Source organism: Streptomyces sp. NPDC096040 (genome assembly GCF_040303265.1).
Classification (GTDB): domain Bacteria; phylum Actinomycetota; class Actinomycetes; order Streptomycetales; family Streptomycetaceae; genus Streptomyces.
This window is the reverse complement of record NZ_JBEOTA010000006.1, coordinates 20,990-38,313: the sequence shown is the minus strand read 5'-3', so window position 1 is coordinate 38,313 and position 17,324 is coordinate 20,990. Positions and strand designations below refer to the sequence as shown.

At 72.4% G+C, this 17,324-nt stretch carries 16 protein-coding genes; 7 read left to right on the top strand and 9 right to left on the bottom strand.

What is annotated here, in order from left to right:
* Position 1 precedes the first annotated feature (1 nt).
* On the bottom strand, positions 2-643 hold the full coding sequence (locus ABTY98_RS09160) for an ABC transporter permease (RefSeq protein ID WP_352220241.1): 642 nt from the start codon (positions 641-643) through the stop codon (positions 2-4).
* Entirely contained in the window at positions 640-1,677 is a 1,038-nt protein-coding gene (locus ABTY98_RS09155; RefSeq protein ID WP_352220240.1) for an ABC transporter ATP-binding protein, read from the bottom strand. The genes ABTY98_RS09160 and ABTY98_RS09155 overlap by 4 nt, the downstream gene beginning before the upstream one ends.
* Before the next feature lie 141 nt (positions 1,678-1,818).
* Here ABTY98_RS09155 and ABTY98_RS09150 point away from each other — a divergent pair, with 141 nt between their 5' ends.
* The 3 genes from ABTY98_RS09150 (at position 1,819) to ABTY98_RS09140 (ending at position 4,886) form a co-directional block, all read left to right on the top strand.
* The gene (locus ABTY98_RS09150) at positions 1,819-3,327 is read left to right on the top strand and encodes an aromatic amino acid ammonia-lyase (protein WP_352220487.1); all 1,509 of its coding nucleotides are present in this window, start codon (positions 1,819-1,821) and stop codon (positions 3,325-3,327) included.
* Positions 3,324-4,166, top strand: a complete 843-nt coding sequence (locus tag ABTY98_RS09145; protein ID WP_352220239.1) for a MurR/RpiR family transcriptional regulator — start codon at positions 3,324-3,326, stop codon at positions 4,164-4,166. Before ABTY98_RS09150 ends, ABTY98_RS09145 begins: the two co-directional genes overlap by 4 nt.
* A gap of 117 nt (positions 4,167-4,283) precedes the next feature.
* Entirely contained in the window at positions 4,284-4,886 is a 603-nt protein-coding gene (locus ABTY98_RS09140; RefSeq protein ID WP_352220238.1) for a hypothetical protein, read from the top strand.
* A 16-nt stretch (positions 4,887-4,902) separates the two neighbouring features.
* Here the strand turns inward: ABTY98_RS09140 and ABTY98_RS09135 are convergent, their stop codons facing one another.
* The 5 genes from ABTY98_RS09135 to ABTY98_RS09115 all read right to left on the bottom strand — a co-directional run bounded on the left by ABTY98_RS09135 (position 4,903) and on the right by ABTY98_RS09115 (position 8,635).
* On the bottom strand, positions 4,903-5,277 hold the full coding sequence (locus ABTY98_RS09135; RefSeq protein ID WP_352220237.1) for a hypothetical protein: 375 nt from the start codon (positions 5,275-5,277) through the stop codon (positions 4,903-4,905).
* Positions 5,278-5,293: 16 nt separating this feature from the next.
* Positions 5,294-5,797, bottom strand: coding sequence for a roadblock/LC7 domain-containing protein (locus tag ABTY98_RS09130; protein ID WP_352220236.1), 504 nt, complete (start codon positions 5,795-5,797; stop codon positions 5,294-5,296).
* A gap of 31 nt (positions 5,798-5,828) precedes the next feature.
* On the bottom strand, positions 5,829-6,620 hold the full coding sequence (locus ABTY98_RS09125) for a transcriptional regulator (protein ID WP_352220235.1): 792 nt from the start codon (positions 6,618-6,620) through the stop codon (positions 5,829-5,831).
* Positions 6,617-7,006 (bottom strand): hypothetical protein, encoded by a 390-nt coding sequence (locus tag ABTY98_RS09120; RefSeq protein WP_352220234.1) that lies wholly within the window; start codon positions 7,004-7,006, stop codon positions 6,617-6,619. Before ABTY98_RS09120 ends, ABTY98_RS09125 begins: the two co-directional genes overlap by 4 nt.
* A gap of 171 nt (positions 7,007-7,177) precedes the next feature.
* Entirely contained in the window at positions 7,178-8,635 is a 1,458-nt protein-coding gene (locus tag ABTY98_RS09115) for a type III PLP-dependent enzyme domain-containing protein (protein ID WP_502994181.1), read from the bottom strand.
* A gap of 137 nt (positions 8,636-8,772) precedes the next feature.
* Here ABTY98_RS09115 and hutU point away from each other — a divergent pair, with 137 nt between their 5' ends.
* The 4 genes from hutU to hutI all read left to right on the top strand — a co-directional run bounded on the left by hutU (position 8,773) and on the right by hutI (position 14,550).
* Positions 8,773-10,437: a urocanate hydratase gene (gene hutU / locus ABTY98_RS09110; RefSeq protein WP_352220232.1), complete on the top strand. Its 1,665-nt coding sequence runs from the start codon at positions 8,773-8,775 to the stop codon at positions 10,435-10,437.
* Between the two features lie 347 nt (positions 10,438-10,784).
* Positions 10,785-11,987, top strand: coding sequence for an allantoate amidohydrolase (locus ABTY98_RS09105; RefSeq protein WP_352220231.1), 1,203 nt, complete (start codon positions 10,785-10,787; stop codon positions 11,985-11,987).
* Positions 11,984-13,324, top strand: coding sequence for a formimidoylglutamate deiminase (locus tag ABTY98_RS09100; protein WP_502994180.1), 1,341 nt, complete (start codon positions 11,984-11,986; stop codon positions 13,322-13,324). The genes ABTY98_RS09105 and ABTY98_RS09100 overlap by 4 nt, the downstream gene beginning before the upstream one ends.
* A gap of 47 nt (positions 13,325-13,371) precedes the next feature.
* Complete coding sequence (gene hutI, locus ABTY98_RS09095) at positions 13,372-14,550, top strand: imidazolonepropionase (protein WP_352220230.1); 1,179 nt, start codon at positions 13,372-13,374, stop codon at positions 14,548-14,550.
* Position 14,551: 1 nt separating this feature from the next.
* Here hutI and ABTY98_RS09090 read toward each other — a convergent pair whose 3' ends face one another.
* A complete protein-coding gene (locus ABTY98_RS09090) occupies positions 14,552-16,060 on the bottom strand; it encodes a ricin-type beta-trefoil lectin domain protein (protein ID WP_352220229.1) in 1,509 nt (502 codons plus the stop codon).
* A gap of 202 nt (positions 16,061-16,262) precedes the next feature.
* Positions 16,263-17,156, bottom strand: coding sequence for an RNA polymerase sigma factor SigF (locus ABTY98_RS09085; protein ID WP_352220228.1), 894 nt, complete (start codon positions 17,154-17,156; stop codon positions 16,263-16,265).
* Positions 17,157-17,324 lie beyond the last annotated feature (168 nt).

Here is a 17,324-nt window from a genome sequence, read left to right as displayed (position 1 = left end):
CTCAGGCTCGCCTCCTGCGCCACGGGGTGAGGACGTACTGGAGGGCCACCAGCAGGGCGTCGGCGACCACCGCGAGCAGGATCGTGAGCACCACGCCCACGATCACCGGGGTCGGGAAGTCGCGCTGGAAGCCGTCGGTGAAGAGCTGGCCGAGGCCGCCGTCGCCGATGTAGGTGGCGACACTCACCAGCGAGATGGACATGACGGTGGCGATGCGGACGCCCGCCATGATCACGGGGAGGGCCAGCGGGAGCTCGACCGTGAGGAGGGTGCGCAGCGGGCGGGTGCCCATCGCCTTGGCCGCCTCCTTGGTCTTCGCGGGGACCGAGTCCAGCCCCTCGACCGTGTTCCGCAGCAGCACGACCAGCGTGTAGACGGTCAGGCCGATGACCGTGGTGGTGCGGGTCAGACCGCTGATGGGCAGCAGCAGGACGAAGATCGCGATCGACGGGATCGTGAAGAGCACGTTGGAGAGGCCGAGCAGGAAGCCGCGCAGCGGGCGGACCCGGTGGGCGACGACCGCCAGCGGGAGCGAGATCAGCAGACCGAGGAAGACCGCGGTCATCGCCGCCTGGAGATGGGAGAACGTGAGGCTGGTGAGGTCGTCGGTGTGGTCGCCTATCCACGACCAGTCGATGGTCATGCGGCCACCACCCGGGCCTCGGTGTGGGCCTGGCCGGCGTGCGCGTGGATGTCGTCGCGGGACGAGACGCCGGTGAGGACTCCCTGGGAGTCGACCCGGGCTATCAGCCCGGTCGGCGAGGCGATCGACTCGTTCAGCGCCGCCAGCAGGGAGTCGTCGTCCGTCAGCGGCCGTACGGGGAGTTCGGCGTCCTTCGAAGCCCAGTGCAGGGGCTTGTTCGCCGCGTCGCGTACGAGGGTCCAGTCGCCGCCCTCCGGTGCCGGGCCCTGCGGGAGGCCCGCGAGGGTCTTCAGCGAGAGCAGTTTCAGTCCGCGCTCGGCACCCAGGAAGTCGGCCACGAAGTCGTCGGCCGGGCGGGCCAGCAGCTCGGCGGGCGGGGCGCACTGGACGAGATGGCCGCCGGTGCGGAAGACGGCGATACGGTCGCCGAGCCGGACCGCCTCGTCGATGTCATGGGTGACGAAGACGATCGTCTTGTTCAACTCCTTCTGAAGTCGGAGCAGTTCGACCTGGAGCTGGGCGCGGACCACCGGGTCGACCGCGCCGAACGGCTCGTCCATCAGCAGCACCGGCGGGTCGGCGGCGAGCGCGCGGGCCACGCCGACGCGCTGCTGCTGGCCGCCGGAGAGCTGGTGCGGGTAGCGCTTGCCGGAGTCGGCGGCGAGGCCCACGGTCTCCAGCAGTTCGGCGGCGCGGGCGCGGGCCTTCCTCCGGTTCCAGCCGAGCAGCAGCGGGACGGTGGCGATGTTGTCGAGCACCGTGCGGTGCGGGAAGAGCCCGGCCTGCTGGATGACGTACCCGATGGAACGGCGCAGCTCAGCCGCGTCCTGTTCGAGGACGTCCCTGCCGCCGACCTTGATGGTGCCGGAGGTCGGGTCGACCATCCGGTTGATCATCCGCAGGGTGGTGGTCTTGCCGCAGCCGGAGGAGCCGACCAGGACGGTCACCCCGCCCTCCGGCATCTCCAGGGAGAGATCGTGGACTGCTGTCGTGCCGTTGGGGAAGCGCTTGTGGACCGCGTCGAACTGGATCATGAGATGTCCCTTGCCCGGCTGTATAACGTCATGCAGAGTTCTTCGTAGGTGAATAGCTTGTCAACGGTCTGGCGTTAATCCGAGGTAACGGATGACCGCAACGCAAGATCAGCTGTCCGGATTGAGGGGAGTTTGGGCGTGTTGTCGTCTCGCATCGTGGACGCACCCGGAATTGCGCATTCCGGCCTGGTGATCCTCGACGGCATCGGAATGGGCGTCGAGGACGTCGTACGACTCGCCGACGGCGCCGCCCGGCCGGTCCCCGGCACGGACGGGATGCGGCGCGCGGAGGAGTCCTGGAACGCCGCCCGGCAGATCGCCGCGACCGGCCGCGTCTACGGCCGTTCGACCGGCGTCGGCGCCAACCGGAACGAGGACGTGCCCACCGAGGCGGCCGCGGGGCACGGGCTGCGGCTGCTGCGCAGCCACGCCGGCGCGATCGGCGAGGAACTGCCGGCCCGGCAGGTGCGCGCGATGCTCGCGGTGCGGGCCAACCAGCTGCTGGCGGGCGGCGCGGGACTGCGGCCGAGTGTCGTCACCGCCCTGTGCGAGGCGCTGGAGGCGGGGGCGTACCCGGTCGTCAACGAGTTCGGCTCGGTCGGCACCGGCGACATCGCCGCACTGGCCCAGGTGGGGCTGGCGCTGGCCGGGGAGCACCCCTGGCGGGGCGAGAAGGTCCCGGATCCCCAGCCCCTCGACAACAACGACGCCCTGGCCCTGATCAGCAGCAACGCCCTCACCCTCGGCCAGTCGGCGCTCGCCCTGCACGAGCTGCGCGGCCTGATCGAGGCCACCCAGGTCGTGGCCGCACTCTCGCTGCTGGCCGTCGACGGCTCCCACGAGGCCTACGCGGCGCCGGTGCACGCGGCCCGCCCGCACCGGGGCAGTGTCGAAGTCGCCCGCCGGATGCGGGAGTTGATCGGCGCAGCCGACCGGCCGACCCCGCCGCTGGGCCGTATCCAGGATCCGTACGGCTTCCGCTGCCTGCCCCAGATCCACGGTCCCGCGCTCGATGCCGCCGATGCCCTGGAGCAGGTTCTGGCCGTCGAGATCAACGCGGCCGCCGAGAACCCCCTCATCTCGTCGGAGGACCTCGCCGCCTACCACCACGGCGGCTTCTACCAGGCCCAACTCGCCCTTGCCCTGGACCACTTCAGGCTCGCCGTCACCCAGGTCGCGCGCCTGTCCACCTCCCGGCTGTCCTCCCTCAACGAGCCCGCCTTCACCCGACTGCGCCCCTTCCTCGCCGACCACGAGCCCGCCTCCTCCGGCGTGATGATCCTTGAGTACGCCGCCGGCGCCGCCCTCGGCGATCTGCGCGCCTTCTCCGCGCCCGCCTCCCTCGGGCACGCTGTACTCTCCCGAGGCGTCGAGGAGCAGGCCAGTTTCGCCTCGCTCGCCGCCCGTCAAACGCTGCGCGCCTGCCGTGCGTACCGTCTGGTGGTCGGTTGCGAACTCGTCGCCGCCGTACGGGCGCTGCGCCAGCGCGAGCTTCGGCCCGAACCCGGGCTGGGGGTGGGGCTGGCGCTGGAGCTCGCCGAGGCGGTGCTTGAGGCGGAGGTGGCCGACCGGCCGCTCACGGACGACGTCACGGCGGCGGCCGGGCTGCTCGACCGGTTCACGGACATCTGGAGGGGGAGCACGTCATGAACGTGACCGACAGCCCTGCGACACGGTTGCAGGCGCTCTTCGAGGGGCACCGGCTGACGCCGACCCAGCGGCGCATCGCGCACAGCATGGTGCGGCGCGCCGCCGACGTGCCCTTCCTGTCCAGCGTGGAGCTGGCCGAACTGGCCGGGGTCAGCCAGCCGTCCGTGACCCGGTTCGCGGTCGCCCTCGGCTTCGACGGCTACCCGGCGCTGCGCAAGCACCTGCGCGAGGTGGTGCCCGCCGAGCAGGCGGCCGGCAACGGGTCGTACAACGAGTACCAGCAGGCCGTCGAGGCCGAGATCGAGAACCTGCGGCACCTCGCCGAGGTGCTCGCCGACCCGCGCCCGGTGCAGCAGGCCGGCCGGATGCTCGCCGCCTCCCGGCCGCTGCCGGTGCTCGGCCTGCGCGCCGCCGCCTCGCAGGCCTACGGCTTCGCCTACTTCGCCGCCAAGGTCCACCCGGACGTCCGGCTGCTCAACGAGGGCGGCACGATGATCCACGACCGTATCGACGCGGCCGTACGCGCCGGTGCCTCGGCACTGCTGTGCTTCGCGCTGCCCCGGCATCCGCGCGAGGTCGTGGACATCCTGGGCTACGCCAAGGAGGCCGGGCTGACGGTCGTGACCGTCGCCGACTCCGCCTTCGCGCCCGTGGCCAAGGCCTCCGACCTGCTGCTGCCGGCCGCCGTCGGCACCGGGCTCGCCTTCGACACGGCGTGCGCGCCGATGCTGCTCGGGCGGGTGCTCCTGGAGGCGATGGCCGACGACCTGCCGGACGCCCAGGCCCGCCTGGAGGAGTTCGACGCGCGGGCGGCGGCCCGGGGGCTGTTCGTCGAATAACGGACAGTCGGACAACCGGCTTGTCGAACAGCCCGCTTTAAGACTCGTCTCACTTTCTCTGGTTAGCGTCCCGCCCTACGGACTGACTGGGCCGACACCGGCGAGGAGGCTGCGGACATGGCGCGTGCGGGACGAGGGGTACGAGGAGGACAGGGCCTGGCCCGGGTGGCCGTGGTCGTACGGGCCGGGGCCGCGCCGCTGTGGTGGTTCGGGGTGTTCGCGGCCGGGATCGGGGTGCTGCCCGAGGGGATCACCGGGCGGCGGATCGGCGTCATGACCGGGGCCGCGCTGTTCGTCGTCGGCGCCGCCGTCGTGGCGCTCACCCGCCGCAAGCGGTACACCGCGCTGCTGCGCGGTGCCGCCCGGGCCGGCAAGCACGATGTGCTCCAGGACCGGGCGGTGACCGTGCGGAACTGGCGCCGGGGGCACCGCTGGTGGCTGCTGCTGGCCTTCGCCGTCGCGCTCGGCAGCGCCTTCGCGGTGCCGGCCGCCGGCGGCATGCTGCTCGCCGGGACCGGCACCGGGCTGCGGCTGAAGGCGGCCTGGCTGGGCCGCCGGGAGCGGGCCGAGGAGCAGCTGATGTGGCTGCGCGTCGACTGGCTCGACGGGCGCGGCGGCCGACCGGTGGGCAAGGCCGTCAAGGCGTATCGCGGTACCGGCATCGCGGCGGGCGACGCGGCCCCGGGCGGGGCGCGCCGCCGCACCGCGGCGCTGGTGTGAACCCGGGACCCGGGGGTCAGACCTCCAGGTCCTGCTCGATCCTCTTCAGCTGGTGCCGGGCCATCGCCAGGTTCGACCGGGAGATGTCGAGCACCAGGTAGAGGAAGAGACCGTTGCCGCCCCGGCCCTTGAGCAGCCGGATCAGGTGGTACTGGGTGGAGAGCGTGATCAGGATGTCCTCGATCTCGCCCTTGAGCCCCAGGTGCTCCATGGTGCGCATCTTGGCGCGGATCACGTCCGTGTTGCCGGCCGCGGCCACGTTGAGGTCGAAGGTCTTGCTGCCGCCCATCGTGCCCAGCGCCATCCCGCTGGTGTAGTCGACGAGCGCGACGCCGGTGGCGCCCTCGATGGAGGTGAGGGCCTCTTTCAGCGCGGTTTCGGTGTTGGCCATGACTCTCTGTTTCCTTTCAGCTGTCGGTTGCGGTGCGCGCGTCGGTGGTGGTGCTGGTACGTGGCGTGCGCGTGGTTCTGGTCCGTGTGGCTGCTGTGGTGCGGGCCGGGCGCAGGGCCTTGGCGGCGGCCTCGGCGGCGTCGACCAGCTCTCCGACCCGGGCGGCGGCGCGGCGGCCCTCCAGGTGGAGCCGGCCGACGTTCACCCGGTCCTCGGCGAGCAGGGTGAGCACGGCGCTGCGGCCGGCGGCGTAGGTGGCGACATAGCCGTCCTCGCCACGCACCAGCAGCTCCCTGAGCTCGCCCTTGCCGGTGGCGTCGGAGACCCGCACGGCGACGCCGAGTTCGGCCGCGGTGAGGGCGGCGAGGCCGTCCGGGTCGACGCCCGGGCAGTCGTGGGCGACGACCAGGCCGTCGACGCCGGCCGCGAGGGCGCCGGTGAGCTGGGGCATCCGGGTGCGTAGCCGGCGTAGTTCGTCGAGGACGGCTGCTCTGTCGGAGCTGCCGGGTTCTGCCGCCATCAGCTGTCTCCTCTCGGCGGGGCGGTGCCGTTCAAAGGGCCTCCAGCGCATCCCTGAGCCTCTTCAGCAGCGCGATGTCGGGGTCGGTGACCGGGGGGAGCCGGGGCGGGGCGGCCGTGGTGTTCCTCGGGGCGAGGAGTCCGGCCGCCGCCAGCCGCCGGATGTCCACCAGGGTGTGGAAGGCCGGCCGGCCCAGCTCCCGGGCGATCTCGGGGGCGGTGCGGACGCCGTCCACCCGGTCAAGGACCGCCCGCTGGCGCTGGGTGACCGGCGGTGCCGCTACCGGGTCGGCGCGGAGAAGCGGGGCGCCGTCCGTCGACGGGTCAGGCCAGATCCGGTGCAGCAGCTCGCGGCGGCGCAGGGTCTCGCGTTCCACGGCGGTGGCGGGGACCGCCTGGAAGGGGCCTGCGGCGGCCGGCGGGCCGTAGCGGAACCGGCCCGGGGTGCTGCTGGGGGCGAGCGCGAAGTACCCGGCGTCGTACAGCGCGCCGAGGCGGCACAGTTCCAAAGCACCCTTCGGCAGCAGGCCGGCGTCGAGCAGCCGGTGCGTGGCGGCGGGTATGTCGTCGGTCCAGGGCCAGACCGCCGCGTCGAGCGTGCCGTGGGCCGTGAGGAGCACGTCGAGGCCGGGGGCGAGCGGGCTCTCGGCGTGCACCACGCGGCCCTCGGCCAGGTGCAGGGCGCCGTGCTCGCGGACCAGGACACCGGTGGCCCGCTCCTCGGCGAGGCGTATCAGCATCGGCGAGAGCGCGCCGGCCGCCCGGTCGTGCAGGGCCGCCCGGTCCCGGACCGGCAGCGGCGGAGGTATGTCGACCACGGTCATCCCAGCACCAGCCGCTCGGCCATCTCGCCGAGCCGGATCCGGGCGAGGGCGAGATTGCCGTCCTCGCGGGCCAGCCACAGATGCAGGAACACAGTGGCGTCGAAGGACGTGGCCACGAACCGCAGCAGGTGGTAGCTGTCCCGGTTGCTGACGATCAGGTCCTCCACCGGAGGGCTCACCTCGGTGTCGTCCTCCGTGCTGAACGCCCCGTGCTCGGCGGCCAGCCGGGCCAGTTCGGCGGCCTCCGCCGCGGTGGTCTCGTGATCACCGCCGGGCGCCTCCCCGACCGTGCCCAGGGCCAGCCCGCTCGTCCAGTCGACCAACGCGGCCCCCCGGGCACCGGGCAGTCGCATCGCTTCAAGTAAGCACTCGTCGATTCCGGGCACCGTGGCTCCCCTTCCACCGCGTGGCTCTCCGGTTGAGTGACGCCGACACTACGCAACGTGTGCGAGGGGAGTGATGCGTTTGGCATTTTCCAGTGGAACATGCGTCCGGCAGACTAGTGTTGGTCAACTGAGCTGCTTTTCACACCAGTTGATCCCTCTGTCCCAGGTGTCTCAACGGCTCCCGGTTGCGCGCAGGGTGGTGAGCGCGTCCGCGTGCGCCCCACCGGATTCGGCCACGATCTCCGCGACCGTCTGCGGCTCCCGTACGACGGCGAACGCCACGCCCCCCTCACCGTCCGGCGCGAAGCCGTAAACCCCGGGCCGAGCCAGGGAGTTGTAGGAGTAGTGGCTGCCGAAGTAGTACGCCCCGGTGTCCAGCGCCGCCGCGTAGTCCCCCTGCTCCAGCGCCGGCAGCGCGCGCCCCTCGGCGAGCAGGTCACCCGCGAAACAGGCCGGCCCCGCCACGTCCTGCACCACCGCCGGCCCCTCCTTCGGCCGCCCCTTGCCGTCGTAAGCGGCGATCCTGATCGGCCACGCCCCCGGCGCGTACACCGTCCGCGGCGCCACCTGCACGCCCGCGTGCGTCAACGCGATCCGCCGCCCGCCGGAGCTCTTGGCGTACTCCACCCGGGCCACCACCGTCCCGTGCCGGGCCAGCAGCGACCGACCGAACTCCGTCACCAGCCCGTACCGCCCGTCGAACAGCCCCGGCACCGCCTCCGCGAGCAGCCGCGCGTACTGCGCGTACGTCGGCTCCGTCGCCTCCGACGCGAAGTTGACCGACAGCCCACCGCCGATGTCGAGGGTGTCGACCTGCCGCCGCCCCACGCGCGCGTTGATCTCCTCGGCCAGTTCGTACGTCTCCGCCACGCCCCGCGCCAGCAGCGGCAGCGAGATCCCCTGCGACCCGATGTGCGCATGCAGCCGCGTCAGCCACGGCCGCTCCGCGAACGCCCGTACGACCCACTCCCGCGCCCCCTCGTCCCGCAGTCCGACCCCGAACTTCGAGGTCGCCGTCGCGGTGGAGGTGGCGCCGATGGTCCCGGCCCCGATCTGCGGGTTCACCCGGATCCCGAGCGGCGGACGGGGACGGCCGCCGATGGGCACCTCCTCGTTCACCAGAGCGTCGATCCTGGCCAGTTCCTGCGGGTTGTCCGCGTTCACGGCGACGCCCAGCGCCAGCGCCTCGCGCAGCTCCCCCTCGGTCTTGGCGGGCGCGTCGAACACCGTCCGCTCCACCGGCACCCCGGCCGCCCGCGCCAGAGCCAGCTCGCCCGCGCTGGCCACCTCGGCGCCGATGCCCTCTCCGGCCAGCAGCCGCACCACCGGCACCAGCGGGTTCGCCTTCACCGCGAAGGCGTGCAGGATCGCGGTTCCGGGGGCCGCGACCGCCTCGAACGCCTGGCGCAACGCCGCCGCCGACGCGCGGATGCCGGTCACGTCCAGCAGGCCTACGATCGGCGCGTCCGGGCCCAGCAGCCCCTGCTCCACGGCCGCCAGTACGGCCTCGTCCCGCCGCACGACCCGCTCACCGTCGTCGTTGCTCGCTTCGCTGCCTGCTTGGTCGCCTGCTTCGTTCTCTGCCACGGCGTCCCCCGACATGTCGTCATCCGCTCCCTTGAGGCCCATAAGTCCAGCCAAACATCCGGAACGCGGCCACGCTGCCGGACCAATGTATTGACTAGTTCTATTCAGCGAGACAGGATGTGAATAACCGAATAACCGCAGGAACACTTCACTGGCCGTCATTCGCTAGGAGGCAGACCATGTCAGGACCCCGCCCCGTACGAGCGCCGCGCGGTACGGAACTGAGCGCCCTGGGATGGCAGCAGGAAGCCGCCCTGCGGATGCTGCAGAACAACCTCGACCCCGAGGTCGCCGAGCATCCCGACAAGCTCGTCGTCTACGGCGGCACCGGCAAGGCCGCCCGCGACTGGCGCTCCTTCGACGCCATGGTCCGCACGCTGCGCACCCTCAAGCAGGACGAGACCATGCTGGTCCAGTCCGGCCGCCCGGTCGGCGTGATGCAGACCCACGAGTGGGCCCCGCGCGTCCTCATCGCCAACTCCAACCTGGTCGGCGACTGGGCCAACTGGGAGGAGTTCCGCCGTCTGGAGGCCCTCGGCCTGACCATGTACGGCCAGATGACCGCCGGCTCCTGGATCTACATCGGCACCCAGGGCATCCTCCAGGGCACCTACGAGACCTTCGCCGCCGTCGCCGCGAAGAAGTTCAACGGCACCCTCGCCGGGACCATCACCCTCACCGCCGGCCTCGGCGGCATGGGCGGCGCCCAGCCCCTCGCCGTCACCATGAACGACGGCGTCGCCATCTGCATCGACTGCGACCCGCGTGCCATCGAGCGCCGCATCGAGCACCGCTACCTCGACGTGAAGGCCGACTCGCTCGACCACGCGCTCCAGCTGGCCACCGAGGCCCGCGACGCCCGCCGCCCGCTGTCCATCGGCGTCCTCGGCAACGCGGCCGAGCTGGTCCCGCAGCTGCTCGCGATGAACGCGCCCATCGACATCGTCACCGACCAGACCTCGGCGCACGACCCGCTGGCGTACCTGCCGGTGGGCGTCGCCTTCGAGGACATGGCGGATGCGGCGGCCAAGGACCCGGCGGGCTTCACGACCCGCGCCCGGGAGTCGATGGCCAAGCACGTCGAGGCCATGGTCGGTTTCATGGACGCCGGCGCCGAGGTCTTCGACTACGGCAACTCCATCCGCGGCGAGGCGCAGCTGGCCGGCTACGAGCGGGCGTTCGCCTTCCCCGGCTTCGTCCCGGCGTACATCCGCCCGCTGTTCTGCGAGGGCAAGGGCCCCTTCCGGTGGGCGGCCCTGTCCGGTGAGGCCTCCGACATCGCCAAGACCGACAAGGCGATCCTGGAGCTGTTCCCGGAGAACGAGTCCCTGCACCGCTGGATCAAGCTGGCCGGTGAGCGGGTCCACTTCCAGGGTCTGCCGGCGCGTATCTGCTGGCTCGGCTATGGCGAGCGGGACAAGGCCGGTGAGCGGTTCAACGACATGGTGGCGAGCGGCGAGCTGGCGGCACCGCTGGCGATAGGCCGCGACCACCTGGACTGCGGCTCCGTGGCCTCCCCCTACCGCGAGACGGAGGCCATGCTGGACGGGTCCGACGCGATCGCCGACTGGCCGCTGCTGAACGCCATGGTGAACGTGGCGTCGGGTGCGTCCTGGGTCTCCATCCACCATGGCGGCGGGGTGGGCATGGGGCGCTCCATCCACGCGGGGCAGGTGACGGTGGCCGACGGTACGAAGCTGGGCGGGGAGAAGATCCGCCGGGTGCTGACCAACGACCCCGGGATGGGTGTCATCCGGCACGTGGACGCCGGGTACGACATCGCGGAGTCGGTGGCGGACGAGCGGGGCGTGCGGGTGCCCATGCGTGAGGGTGAGTCGGCGTGACACGGAGCGGCGACGCTTCGGCGGGGGCTGAGGCCTCGTCGCCGAGCGCGGCCGCGGCCGCGCCCACCCGTTCCGCCCTGCGGAACGACTGCCCACAGCCTGTACGGCCGACGGCGGACGACGGGCCGGAGCCTGTGGGGGCGGCGAACGACGGTCCGGAGGCTGTGCGGGCGGCGGACGGGGGCCCGGAGGCTGTGCGGGGTGGCGGTCGGCAGTCTGTGCGGGTTGTGGGCGACGGCGGGTCGGAGCCTGTGGGGGGCGAGGGCCGGCAGCCTGTGCGGAGCGACCGCCCGCAGGCTGGCCCGGGCGGTCGGCCGCAGCCTGTCGGTGGTAGCTCCTTCCACTCCATGTGGCGGGAGCTGCTCCCCATCGGCCGGCATTCCGGCTCCCACGGTTACCGGCGCTTCGCCTGGACCGGGGCCGATGCCGAGTGCCGGGCCTGGTTCGAGGCGCAGGCCGAAGCTCGCGGGCTGGTTTACGAGGCCGACCGGAACGGCAACCAGTGGGCCTGGCTCGGGGATCCCGCCGCCGGGGATGCCGTCGTCACCGGGTCGCATCTCGACTCGGTTCCGGACGGCGGGGCCTTCGACGGGCCCCTCGGTGTCGTGTCGTCCTTCGCCGCCCTCGATGAACTCCGCCGCAGGGGAGCGGAGTTCACCAAGCCCCTCGCCATCGTCAACTTCGGTGACGAGGAGGGCGCCCGGTTCGGGCTCGCCTGTGTCGGGTCACGGCTCACCGCCGGGCAGCTCACCGTCGAGCAGGCGCACAGGCTGACCGACGGGGACGGGGTCACCCTGCCGCGGGCCATGGAGGCCGCAGGCTACGACCCCGACGCCATCGGCGCCGACCCCGAACGGCTCGCCCGCATCGGCGCCTTCGTGGAGCTGCATGTGGAACAGGGCCGGGCGCTGGATCTGAGCGGGGACCGGATCGGTGTCGCCAGTGCCATCTGGCCGCACGGACGATGGCGGTTCGACTTCCGGGGCGAGGCCAACCACGCCGGCACCACCCGGCTGACCGACCGGCGCGACCCCATGCTGTCGTACGCCGAGACCGTGCTCGCCGCCCGCCGCGAGGCCGAACTCGCCGGTGCCGTCGCCACCTTCGGCAAGATCGCCGTCGAGCCCAACGGCGTCAACGCCATCCCCTCCCTGGTACGCGGCTGGCTCGACTCCCGCGCCGCCGACCAGGCCACCCTCGACACCGTCGTCGACGGCATCGAGAAGGCGGCCCGGGAGTACACGGAGGCGCACGGCATCGATCTCGATGTCATCCGCGAGTCGTTCACGCCGGTCGTCGAGTTCGATCACGCCCTGCGGGACGAACTCGGGCGCATTCTGGGCCGGGACACCGGTCTCACCGTGCCCGTCCTGGGTACCGGCGCCGGACACGACGCCGGAATCCTCTCCGGGAGCATCCCGACCGCCATGCTGTTCGTGCGCAACCCCACCGGTGTCTCGCACTCCCCGGCCGAGTTCGCGGCCGAGGACGACTGCGTGGCCGGGGTGAGCGCGCTCGCCGACGTACTGGAAGGGCTGGCCTGCGAGTGACGACACGGACGACGTACTGGTTGGAGTACGCCTGGCTGGACCCGCACGTCGAGCCGGGTGTCGCCGTGGAGGTGGCGGACGGCCGGATCACCGCCGTCCGCACGGACACCCCCACCCCGCCGCCGGGGGCCGAGATCCTCAGCGGTCTCACCCTCCCCGGCCTGGCGAACGCCCACTCGCACGCCTTCCACCGGGCCCTGCGCGGCACGGTTCAGGTCGGCTCCGGGACCTTCTGGACCTGGCGCGAGTTCATGTACTCCTTCGCCGACCGGCTGACCCCGGAGACCTACCACGCGCTCGCCCGCGCGGTGTACGCCGAGATGGCGCTCGCGGGTGTCGCCTGCGTCGGCGAGTTCCACTACGTCCACCACGCCCCCGGCGGCACCCCGTACGCCGACCCCAACGCCATGGGCGAGGCGCTGATCGCGGCCGCCGCCGACGCCGGTATCCGCATCACCCTCCTCGACACCGCCTACCTCTCCTCGGGCTTCGGCGAGCCGCCCAACGCCCACCAGCTGCGCTTCTCCGACGGCAGCGCGGAGGCCTGGGCCGAACGCTGTTCAGTTCTCAAGGAACGGGATCACGCGCGGATCGGTGCCGCCATCCACTCGGTACGGGCCGTGCCCGCCGACCAGTTGGCGACCGTGGCCCGCTGGGCCGAGGAGCGGCGGGCCCCGCTCCATGTGCACCTGTCCGAGCAGACGGCGGAGAACGACGCCTGCCTGGCCGCCCACGGCCGCACCCCCACCCGGCTGCTCGCCGACCACGGTGTCCTCGGGCCGCGCACCACCGGCGTCCACAACACCCACCTCACCGACGAGGACATCGCGCTGATCGGGGAGAGCGGGACCGGCACCTGTATGTGCCCGACGACCGAACGGGACCTGGCCGACGGCATCGGACCGGCCGTCGCCCTTCAGCGGGCGGGCTCGCCGCTCTCCCTCGGCTCCGACAGCCACGCCGTCATCGACCTGCTCGAAGAGACGCGCGCGATGGAGCTGAACGAGCGGCTGCGCACCCGCACCCGGGGCCACTGGACGGCCGCCGCCCTGCTGCGCGCCGCCTCCGCCGACGGCCACGCCGCCCTCGGCTGGGACCACGCCGGCACCATCGAGACCGGCATGCTCGCCGACCTGACGACGATCGCGCTCGACTCGGTCAGAACGGCAGGGACGCTGCCGCGTCTCGGCGCAGAGACGGCCGTATTCGCCGCGACGGCAGCGGACGTACGGCACACGGTCGTCGCGGGCCGGCATGTCGTACGCGACGGTGCACACACGCTCGTCCCCGATGCGCCGCAAGCCCTCGCGCGGGCCGTCGAGGCCCTCCGCGCCTGACGGGCCGTCGAAGCACCCCGCGCCTGACGACCACCCACGAGGACACCATGAGCAGCAGCACCGTCATCACCAACATCGCCACGCTGGTCACCAACGACCCCTCCCTCGGTGACAACTCCCCTCTCGGTCTGATCCAGGACGCGGCCGTCGTCATCGACGGCGACCGCATCGCGTGGACCGGTGAATCCAGCAAAGCACCCGCCACTGACAACCGGATCGACGCGGGCGGCCGGGCGGTGCTGCCGGGCTTCGTGGACTCCCACTCCCACCTGGTCTTCGCAGGCGACCGCACCCAGGAGTTCAACGCCCGGATGTCCGGCCGCTCCTACACCGCGGGCGGCATCCGCACCACCGTCGCCGCCACCCGCGCCGCGACCGACGCGGAACTGGAGGCGAACCTCACGCACTACCTCGCCGAGGCCCTCCGCCAGGGCACCACCACCTTCGAGACGAAGTCGGGCTACGGCCTGACGGTCGAGGACGAGGCGCGGGCCCTGCGCATCGCCGCCGCCCACACCGACGAGGTGACGTTCCTCGGCGCGCACATCGTCTCCCCCGACTACGCCGACGACCCGGCCGCCTACGTCTCCCTGGTCACCGGCGAGATGCTCGACGCCTGTGCCCCGTACGCCCGTTGGGTCGACGTCTTCTGCGAGAAGGGCGCCTTCGACGGCGACCAGGCCCGTGCGGTCCTCACGGCGGGCAAGGCGAAGGGCCTGACCCCCCGCGTCCACGCCAACCAGCTCTCCTACGGCCCCGGCGTCCAACTGGCCGTCGAGCTGGACGCGGCGAGCGCCGACCACTGCACGCACCTCACCGACGCGGACGTGGACGCTCTCGCGAACAGCGGGACGATCGCCACCCTCCTCCCGGGCGCCGAGTTCTCCACCCGCGCCGACTGGCCGGACGCCCGCCGTCTCCTCGACGCGGGCGTGACCGTCGCCCTCTCCACGGACTGCAACCCGGGCTCCTCCTTCACCTCGTCCGTGCCCTTCTGCATCGCCCTGGCCGTCCGCGACATGCGCATGACCCCGGACGAGGCGGTGTGGTCGGCGACGGCGGGCGGCGCGAAGGCCCTGAGGCGGGACGACATCGGCCGTCTCACCCCCGGCTCCCGCGCCGACCTGATCCTGCTCGACGCCCCGAGCCACGTCCATCTGGCCTACCGGCCCGGGGTTCCGCTGGTCGCCGGTGTGTGGCGCAGGGGCGTCCGGGCCGTCGGCTGAGTCAGCTCGCCCCGGCCCGCCAGCGCTGGGCCGTGCCGTCGTTCACCGGGTCCAGGGAGAGCTGGTCGTCACCGTTCGGGGTGAGGGCCGTCTCGATGGCGATGGCCGGGCGGATCTCGCCGTCGGAGACGACGGTGAAGCGGAGGTTGTCGCCGTTGTCGCCGTCCACCGACGAGCACTCCCAGATGCCGACGCCCTTGTCGACCGAACCCCGGCTGTCCAGGCAGAAGTCGGGGTCCGCGGCGGACTGCAGCACGCCGCGGTCCGTGTCGACCCGCCAGCGCTGGGTGGCGGAGGCGGAGCAGGCGGCCGTGACGACATCGGTGCCGTTGTCGAAGTCACCGTCCCGGACGTCCAGGCAGCGGCCGGTGACGGCGTTCACGACCTGGGCGTAGCCGGCGCCCGGGGGCCTCGGGGCGGGCGACGGGGCCGGTGACGCGGAGTGCGTCGGGGACGGGGTGGGGGCCGGAGTCGGGGTCGGGCTGTGTGACGGCTTCGTGGGGGAGGGCGACTGGGAGACGGTCGCCGTAGCCGTCACGGTCACCTGAGGGGTCGTGGGCGGTGCCGGAGTCGCGGCCGCCGGGTTCTGGGCGTGCGAGGCCGGCCGGGTCAGGAGCACGAGCAGCAGCGGCACGAGGGCCACGCCCAGGGCCGTGGAGGTCAGCAGGAGACGGCGGGACGGGGACCGGCGTCCGCGCGCCGGGCCAGGGTCGGGGCCGGGGCCGGGGAGCGGCTCCGACGAGGTCTCCTGTCGTACGTACGCCGTTCCGCCCCATGGCAGCAGGCCCTCCGCCAGGGCCGTGCGCGGGCTGTCCCGGAGCGCGGTCAGGTCCTCGAACGCGGCCGTGCAGTGCGGGCAGTGGGCCATGTGCGCGTGCAGGTCGGCGCTGTGCCGGGGACTCTCCGGGCGTACCGACTCCTCGATCAGGCGCCGGAAGTCCGCACAGCGGGGGTCGTCGGAGGCGGCCAGGCGGCCGCGGAGACAGGCCTGCGCCAGGGACTGGAGCGCGGGCGGGGTGTCGTACCGGACGTCCTCGGGGGTCAGGCCCAGGTGGGTGGCGGTCCGGGCCGGGGGTTCCTGGTCCAGTACGCCGTACCAGATCAGGCCCTGGGTGCGGGACGGCAGGGACTGGAAGGCCGCGAGCAGGGGCGGGACGGGCGGCTCGGGCGCGCCCGTCGAGCTCAGGACCAGGAGGAGGGCGGGGTCCAGGGCGGCGGAGCGTTCGTCGTGCGACCACTCGGCGGCCAGCCGCGCGGTCAGCAGGAGCAGATGGTGGCGCAGGGGGACGACCGGCTCGGCGCCGCGCGCGATGTCCCGGGCGGCGGTGGTGAAGGTCTGCGCGGCGAGCCGGCGGGCCGCCGCGTCACCGGCCGTGCAGAGCCGGGCGTAACCGAGGACCGCGGGCAGGTGGCGGGCGCGTAGTTCCTGGAGGGCCGGGTACGCGGTGGGGGCGGGCGTGCGCAGGAGTGCGGTCAGGCGCGCGTCCGAGGGTGGGTTGTCCTCGACCATCGTGCGCCCCTTCGTGCCGGCCGTCGGTGCCCTTGCTGACGTACCGGCCAGTTTGGGGTCTGGGCGGGGCGCGAGGGAGGCCTTTGGTGAAAAGAGACGGCCGGGGTGGGCGACAGGGCTGCGCCCGGCATACGGCCGTGGGCGCGGGGGAGCGACCTGCTCCCGTGCGCCCACGGCCGTACGACCCCGGCAGCCGCTCCTGTCACTCGTCCAGCGTCAACGCCTTCCGCAGCCGCACCAGCGTCCGGGACAGCAGCCGGGACACGTGCATCTGCGAGATGCCCAGTTCCTCGCCGATCTCCGACTGGGTCATGCCGGCGACGAAGCGCAGCGAGAGGATCGTCCGGTCCCTGGGCGGGAGTTCGGCGATCAGCGGCTTCAGGGACTCGATGTACTCGATGCCCTCGAGACCGTGGTCCTCGTAGCCGATGCGGTCCGCCAGGGCGCCCTCGGAGTCGTCCTCGTCCGGCTGCGCGTCCAGGGAGGAGGCCGTGTACGCGTTGGAGGCGGCCATACCTTCGACGACCTCGTCGTTCGTGAGGCCGAGGCGCTCCGCGAGTTCCGCGACCGTGGGGGCGCGGTCCAGCTTCTGGGCCAGTTCGTCGCCCGCCTTGGCGAGGTCCAGTCGCAGTTCCTGCAGGCGGCGCGGGACCCGCACCGACCACGACGTGTCGCGGAAGAAACGCTTGATCTCGCCGATGATGGTCGGCATCGCGAAAGTGGGGAACTCGACGCCACGGGACAGTTCGAAGCGGTCGATCGCCTTGATCAGGCCGATCGTGCCGACCTGGATGATGTCCTCCATCGGCTCGCTGCGGGAGCGGAACCGGGAGGCGGCGAACTTGACGAGCGCGAGGTTCAGTTCGACGAGCGTGTTGCGTACGTACGAGTACTCGTACGTGCCTTCCTCCAGCGACTCGAGTCGCTCGAAGAGGGTCTTGGACAGGGCTCGCGCGTCGACCGCGTCGACCTCGTCGTACGGGGGGATCTCGGGGAGGTCGAGCCCCGTGACGAGTCCCTCGATGGCATCCAGTTGTTCCGGTGGGGGTGTCGACGTCGCCGTCCGGGTATGCGATGCGTCGAGCCGGGGTGACATGGTGTCCTCCATCGTTCTCGGCATAAGGGCTGCCGAAGCCGTGCGTGCACTGCGGTGTGCGGCGCCTCCAAAGCCGACCGTGTCGGTTTTCGTGTCCCTACTAGCCCTACCCGGTTCACTGAGCCACTCGCAAGTCCGTTCTATTAGCATTTGTCCGATTGTGAGAGG

Excerpts from the sequence above, each read along its gene's own strand:
- ABTY98_RS09160 (WP_352220241.1), bottom strand. The coding sequence starts at position 643 with ATGACCATCGACTGGTCGTGGATAGGCGACCACACCGACGACCTCACC.
- ABTY98_RS09155 (WP_352220240.1), bottom strand. The coding sequence starts at position 1,677 with ATGATCCAGTTCGACGCGGTCCACAAGCGCTTCCCCAACGGCACGACA.
- ABTY98_RS09145 (WP_352220239.1), top strand. The coding sequence starts at position 3,324 with ATGAACGTGACCGACAGCCCTGCGACACGGTTGCAGGCGCTCTTCGAG.
- ABTY98_RS09140 (WP_352220238.1), top strand. The coding sequence starts at position 4,284 with ATGGCGCGTGCGGGACGAGGGGTACGAGGAGGACAGGGCCTGGCCCGG.
- ABTY98_RS09135 (WP_352220237.1), bottom strand. The coding sequence starts at position 5,277 with ATGGCCAACACCGAAACCGCGCTGAAAGAGGCCCTCACCTCCATCGAG.
- ABTY98_RS09130 (WP_352220236.1), bottom strand. The coding sequence starts at position 5,797 with ATGGCGGCAGAACCCGGCAGCTCCGACAGAGCAGCCGTCCTCGACGAA.
- ABTY98_RS09125 (WP_352220235.1), bottom strand. The coding sequence starts at position 6,620 with ATGACCGTGGTCGACATACCTCCGCCGCTGCCGGTCCGGGACCGGGCG.
- ABTY98_RS09115 (WP_502994181.1), bottom strand. The coding sequence starts at position 8,635 with ATGGGCCTCAAGGGAGCGGATGACGACATGTCGGGGGACGCCGTGGCA.
- hutU (WP_352220232.1), top strand. The coding sequence starts at position 8,773 with ATGTCAGGACCCCGCCCCGTACGAGCGCCGCGCGGTACGGAACTGAGC.
- ABTY98_RS09105 (WP_352220231.1), top strand. The coding sequence starts at position 10,785 with ATGTGGCGGGAGCTGCTCCCCATCGGCCGGCATTCCGGCTCCCACGGT.
- hutI (WP_352220230.1), top strand. The coding sequence starts at position 13,372 with ATGAGCAGCAGCACCGTCATCACCAACATCGCCACGCTGGTCACCAAC.
- ABTY98_RS09090 (WP_352220229.1), bottom strand. The coding sequence starts at position 16,060 with ATGGTCGAGGACAACCCACCCTCGGACGCGCGCCTGACCGCACTCCTG.
- ABTY98_RS09085 (WP_352220228.1), bottom strand. The coding sequence starts at position 17,156 with ATGTCACCCCGGCTCGACGCATCGCATACCCGGACGGCGACGTCGACA.